Annotated in this window: 5 protein-coding genes; 2 read left to right on the top strand and 3 right to left on the bottom strand. The window is 69.4% G+C overall.

What is annotated here, in order from left to right:
- Both AC07VL_RS21700 and AC07VL_RS21695 read left to right on the top strand, forming a co-directional pair.
- On the top strand, nt 1-673 hold a 673-nt coding region (locus AC07VL_RS21700; protein WP_494807677.1), incomplete at its 5' end, for a FecR domain-containing protein.
- Between the two features lie 100 nt (nt 674-773).
- Entirely contained in the window at nt 774-3287 is a 2514-nt protein-coding gene (locus AC07VL_RS21695; RefSeq protein WP_494807676.1) for a TonB-dependent siderophore receptor, read from the top strand.
- A 9-nt stretch (nt 3288-3296) separates the two neighbouring features.
- Here the strand turns inward: AC07VL_RS21695 and AC07VL_RS21690 are convergent, their stop codons facing one another.
- The 3 genes from AC07VL_RS21690 to AC07VL_RS21680 form a co-directional block, all read right to left on the bottom strand.
- Nucleotides 3297-3476, bottom strand: a complete 180-nt coding sequence (locus tag AC07VL_RS21690; protein WP_494807675.1) for a hypothetical protein — start codon at nt 3474-3476, stop codon at nt 3297-3299.
- Nucleotides 3477-3693: 217 nt separating this feature from the next.
- Nucleotides 3694-5397: an HlyD family secretion protein gene (locus AC07VL_RS21685; protein WP_494807674.1), complete on the bottom strand. Its 1704-nt coding sequence runs from the start codon at nt 5395-5397 to the stop codon at nt 3694-3696.
- A gap of 12 nt (nt 5398-5409) precedes the next feature.
- Nucleotides 5410-6087 (bottom strand): UPF0149 family protein, encoded by a 678-nt coding sequence (locus AC07VL_RS21680; protein WP_494807673.1) that lies wholly within the window; start codon nt 6085-6087, stop codon nt 5410-5412.
- Between the last annotated feature and the right edge of the window lie 103 nt (nt 6088-6190).

Raw genomic sequence — 6190 nt, 5'->3', positions numbered from 1 at the left:
GCGCCAGACAGCCGTCTGGCAATCGTGGGACGCCGACGCCAGCACGGCCACGGGCGAGCGGCGCACGGTGCGCCTGCCGGACGGCGGCACGCTGGTGCTCAATACCGATAGCGCCATCGCGCTGCGCTACGACGCCAGCGTGCGCGCGGTGCGGCTGCTGCGCGGCGAGGTGCTGCTGCAGACGGCGCCCGATGCGCGGCAGCGGCCCTTCCTCGTGCACACGGCCGACGGCACGGCGCGGGCGCTGGGCACGCGTTTCATCGTGCGCCAGCACGAGGGCTACGTGCAGGTCGGCGTGCTGGAAGGGATCGTCGAGCTGCGGCCCGCGGCGGCGCAGGGCCGGCCGCGCGTGCTGCAGGCGGGCGAGGAGGGCAGTTTTACCCGCGATGGCGCGGGCGCGGCGCATGCGCTCGATGCGGGCGCGGGCGCCTGGGCCGACGGCATGCTGGTCGCCGCGCACATGCGCCTCGACGCCTTCCTGCGGGAGCTGTCGCGCCACCGGCGCGGCCACCTGGGATGCGATCCGGCGCTGGCGCACCTGCTGGTGTCGGGCGCCTATCCGCTGGCCGACACCGACAGGGTGCTGCTGGCGCTGGTGGAAGCCTTGCCCGTCGAGCTGCATTACCTGACGCGCTACTGGGTCACGGTGCGGCCGCGCGCCGCGAAAAAATAAACTGAAAATACATGGACTGTTTTGGCGCGCTGCCTTGTCAAGGGAAGTGAGGACGCGGGTTACGGCCCGTCCCACCCATTCCATGATCCGAGGGCATACCATGAACGACCGCAGCACACTCCATCCTTCCACGCGCAGCCGGGTACCGGGCCTGTCGACTATGAAACCGCTGGCCCTGCTGGCGCACGCCCTGTGCCTGGGCGCCCTGGCCAGCGTGGCCGGCGCGCCGGCGCAGGCGCAAACGGCAGGGCAGGCCGGACAGCCCGGGTCCCTGCGCCATTACGCCATCCCGGCCGGGCCGCTGGAAGCGACATTGAACCGGCTGGGGCGCGAAGCGGGCTTGCTGATCGCCTTCGGTTCGGCCGCGACGGAAGGGTTGCGCAGCGGCGGCGTCAGCGGCAGCTACACGGTGGACGACGCGCTGGCGCGGGCGCTGGCCGGCACCGGGCTGGCCGCCGTGCGCACGGCCGGCGGCGGCTATGCGCTGCGCGCCGCCACCGCATCCGCTACCGGCGCGGCGGCCGATGGCGTGCAGACGATGGCGCCCGTCACCGTCAGCGCCCAGGCGGAGGAGGAAAACCCGTGGGGCAAGGTCAGCGGCTATGTGGCGCGGCGGGCCAGCACGGCCACCAAGACCGACGCTTCCCTGCTGGAAGTGCCGCAATCGGTGTCCGTCATCACGCGCGACCGCATGGATGACCAGGGCGTGCGCACCCTGAACGACGCCATCCAGTACACGGCCGGCTTGCGCAGCAATACGGCAGGCGCCAACCCCGCCGACGACAGCCTGGCCGTGCGCGGCTTCAGCCAGTTCTCGGGCGCGTTCTACCTGGACGGCATGCGCCTGATGCCGATGGGGACGCTGGGCTTCTTCGGCGTCGAGCCGTATGGCGCCGAGCGCGTCGAAGTGCTGAAGGGACCGTCATCCGTGCTGTATGGCCAGAATGGGCCGGGCGGCATCATCAATTTCGTCGCCAAGCGTCCCACGGCGGAGCAGGTGGACCAGGTCGAACTGTCGCTGGGCAGCTACGCGCGCAGGCAGCTGGCCCTCGACGTGGGCGGCACGCTGGCGGACGACGACAGCCTGCGGTACCGCCTGGTGGGGCTGGTGCGCAAGGCGGACCAGCAGATCGACTACATGCACGACGACCGCCATTATCTGGCGCCCAGCCTGACGTGGGCGCCGAGCGCCCGCACCAGCATCACCGTGCTGGGCTTTTTTCAGAAGAACCGCGCCATGCAGTCGTCGAACGTGCAGTGGGAAGCCTTGAACGGCAGCAATCCCAACGGCCGCCTGCCGCTGACGCGCTTCCTCGGCGAGCCGGGCTTCGACCACGAGGAAACGCGCGTCGCTTCGGCGGGCTACGCGGCGCGCCACACCTTCGACAGCGGATGGACGGTCAGGCAGAATTTCCGCTACCTGCACGCGGATAACCATGAACAGTATATGTTTCGATATGGCAACTTAATCGACCATGCGGTGACCAACCGCGAGATCGATACGCGCGACGGCAAGGGCAGCGTGTACTCGCTCGATACCAATGTGACGGGCCAGGTGGCGATGGGCGCGCTGCGCCATGAGATCGTTGCCGGCATCGATTACAGCCGCAGCAATACCTCATTCAGCTCGTATATCGCCGACGGCCCGCAGATCGATATCTACCGCCCCGTCTACGGCAGCGCGCTGGACCTGGCGGCGCTGGCGCCGGACGCCCTGCGCCGCGAGCGTAACCGGCAGCTGGGTGCCTACCTGCAGGACCGCATGCAGTACCGAAGCTGGGTCTTCACCGTGGGCGGGCGCCAGGACTGGACGCGCCAGGAGCAGCGCAATCTGCTGGTATCGCCGTCGGCCACGACGGTGCGCAAACCCACGGCTTTCACGGGCCGTGCCGGCATCACCTACCTGGCGGCGAACGGCCTGGCGCCCTACGCCAGCTACAGCGAGTCGTTCTCGCCCGTCTCCGGCGCGGACCGCCTTGACCGTCCGTTCGAGCCGGAAACGGCCCGGCAAGTGGAGGTCGGCGTGAAATACGCGCCGGGCGCGCAGCTGTCCGTGACGGCCGCCGCCTTCGAACTGCGGCGGCAGAACGTGCTGACGACGGACCCGGACGAGCCGAATTTCTCCATCCAGCAGGGGGGGGTGCGCTCGCGCGGCATCGAGCTGGAAGTGGCGGCGCAGCCGAGCAGCCAGCTGAAACTGCTGGCGTCCCTCACCTACAATCCCCTGAAGGTGACGAAGGCGAATCCGGACATGTGGGGCACCAACGTGCAGGGCAAGTCGCCCTATGAAGTGCCCAGGCAGATGGCTTCCGCCTGGGCCGACTATGCGTTTGCCGGCCGCTGGCGCGGCCTGTCGGCCGGTGCCGGCGTGCGCCACGTGGGCGCCAGCTGGGGCGACGCGGAGAACACCTTCCAGGTGCCGGCCTTCACCCTGGCCGACCTGTCGCTGCGCTATGACCTGGGGCAGGCCCGCGGCGCCTGGCGCGGCCTGAGCGTGGGCGTGACGGTGAAGAACCTGTTCGACAAATACCATGTCGCCTCGTGTTTCTCTGCGCGGGCCTGTAACTATGGCGAGCAGCGCAATGTCGGTGTGCGCGTGGCCTACCTCTGGTAGCGCGCGGCCTTACGCCGGCGCAAACCAGGTCCGCAGCTCCGCCTCGGCCCTTTGCGCCGTCGCCTGCGTCAAGGTCAGCACGATGACCTTTTCCCGCGCCGGGCGAAGGTGCCCATCGCCGCCGGCCAGCTCGATGGCTTGCTCGAAGTTCGTGTAGCAGGCGCCGAACTCCTGCGGGCATTGCTGCACGATGCGCGCGGCCTTGCCGGTGCTCCGGTCGGCCAGGTTGACGATGGGATTGCCGTCTGCAAATGGCTGGCCATTGGCGAAGGCGCTGCGCAGATAGGCGTGCAGCGTCCGTCGAGGAAGGCCAGGCGCGCCTGCCAGTACGCCTGCAGTGCCGCATACGTGGCCTGGTCCTCGAGAAAATCGGCAAACAGGAAGTCGTCCATGGTCTGTTTTCCGGCTAGATGCCGAACACTTTCAGGATGGCGTCCGTCATCCCCTCGAACCAGCTGCCCGCCTTGCCCGGCTGCTTGCCGTGGCGCGGGGTTTCCTCGTACAGGTAGACGCCGTTGTCGCCGTCGAAACGGTCATTGAGCAAGGCTTGCTGGCCGCGCAAATACGGGATGAAGGTTTCGCTGCGCATGGTGGAATACAGCACGTCGGTGGTAAAGCCCAGGGTGGCGGACTGGCTGATGGAGCGGCCCTGGCCGGCCCGCTCCAGGCGCACGCCGCGGCAGCCGCGCACGATCAGGGTGACGGGGCCGCGAAAGACGATGAAGCGCAGCTGCAGGGTGAGCCAGGCGTGCAGGCTGCCCAGGCGCCAGTGGCTGGACATCGCCAGCGGCTGGCCTGCGTCGCAGATTATTCCCACCAGGCCCCGCGGCTGGAACACGAGCGCGCTGCCGGCCGGCAGGCGCACGACGGCGATTTCCAGCAGCGGGTCGTCGCTGGCGGATATCGTCACGGATGCCGGCACGTCGCTGTGCAGGCGGGTCAGCGCCACCATGCCGGCGGCCAGGCTGGTGAACGGGAAGCGCCAGTCCAGCAGCCACTGCGTGCGCTTGCGCGTGCTGACGGGCGACGATTGCAGGTATTCGGGATGGATCAGCATGCGCTGCCCGGCTTGTAGCCGCAGCGCTTGCGAGACGGCGGAAATGCGCGATTCGCCATGCGGCGGCAGGGGCAGGGCGGCGCCTTCGAGCTGCAGTTCGCGCGCGATCGACAGCGGCGGCAAGCGGGAAGCGACGGGCGCCAGCACGAAATAAAAGAAGGCCTTGATGGCGGCGGGCAGCAGGATGGCCGACAGCACCAGCAGGGCGGCCGTGGGCGCCACGTCCATGACGGGGCCGCGCCAGCGGCCGATCCAGTTGCGCGCCAGCTGCGCCTCGCCCGCCGCGATGGCCGCCTGCACGGGCGCCAGCGCGGCGGCCAGGGCTTGCCCGTCGATGGCAAATGGGGCGGGATGGGCGGCATGCGCGGCGTTGCCGGTGCGCGCGCGCTGCGCCAGCCAGGCGTTGTAGGCTTGCAGGTTGATTTCGCGCAGGCGCTGTCCTGCCATCTCCAGGCGCGCCAGCTGTGCGTAGGCGTCGCTGCCGGGCAGGTGGGCGGTCAGCGGGTGCTGCGCTGCCAGCAGCTGGCGCTGGTGCGCATTCTCTTGCAGCGCAGCATAGGCCTGCACGTGCTGCGCATGCAGGCGCGCCAGGGTCTGCCGCGCATCTTCGCCGCTGAGCGCCGCCTGCAGGGCGCTCAAGTAACGGGCTTCCTGCGCCAGCACTTCGATTTCCACGCGGCGTGTGGCTTCCTCCTGCGCGTGGCGGGTCAGTTCTGCGGAACCAGGCAGGGGAAGGGTGAACAGCGACGGTGGCTGCTGTGCGCGCAGCTGGCGCAATTGGGCCTGGACTTGCTCCAGGCGGGCCGCGATGGCGCTCTGCGAGGCGTGCTGCAGGGCGTTGACCCTCGCCGTGGCCGCAGCGGCCAGGCTGGCGCCATGGCTGTCGGCGCTGCCGGCAGCCTGGCGCAGCGCGGCCACGGCCTCGCTGCTGGCGCTGTAGGCGTGCCATTCGGCCAGCAGCAGCCGTCCGGCCAGCAGGATGGCGATGAACAGCGCGAACTGCAGCGCGTGGCGCAGCAGGAAGCGCAGCAGGGCCGTCAGTAGCTGGCGCAAGCGGGCGCTGCCTTAGTTCGCCGCGCTATCGGCGTCGGCGCAGCATTTCTTGTATTTCTTGCCGCTGCCGCAGTGGCACGGGTCGTTGCGGCCCGTCTTCGGCAGCTCGCGCAGCACGGTGGCGCCGGGCTGGCTTTGTTTCAGGTGGCGCTGGCGCGCCCAGGCCGCATTGATGGCGATGACGGCAGGAATCACGCCATCCATGGCCGTTTCCGCCGCCTCGTCATCGAGCTCCGTGGCCGTGGCCAGGTGCTGGAACGGCGCCAGATACGCGGGGTGGCTGACGGCCAGGGCCGCCCACTGGGGCTTGTCCAGGCTCGTGCCGAGGATAAAGCCGGCGCACCAGGCGGGCACGCTCCATTCGGGGCCGCACACGTAGATGGGCTCGAAGCTGTCCGGGTCTTTCGCCAGCCATTCGACCATGTAGGCGTGGTGGCGCTGCGCCAGGCTGGCCACCCGTTCGCTGGCGGCGTCGTGTGCGGGCGCCGTGCTGCCGGCCGACTTGTCCCACACCCATGGCAGCCATTGCTCCGCGGCAATGTGCTTCGGGCTGAGGGCGACGGCCGTCAGAAAACCTTCCAGCATCGACACGTCCATGGCGCGCGCTTGCAGGGCGGGCGCGGCCAGCAGGGTGTCGAGTTCGGCGTATTCGTCGTCGGAGAGGGGCGAGGTGGTGGAGATGCTGGACATGGGATTCTTTGCATAGGTTGGTGGGGTGGCCGCTGGCCCTGCCCGTATTGTACCGTCCGGCAAGGGGGAAGCGGCTGCCGGAATGAAAAACGGCGGCCCGCAG

The organism is Janthinobacterium sp. GW821-FHT03C08 (genome assembly GCF_059420905.1).
The sequence above is the reverse complement of the archived record's forward strand: the minus strand, read 5'-3'. Positions and strand labels throughout refer to the sequence as shown.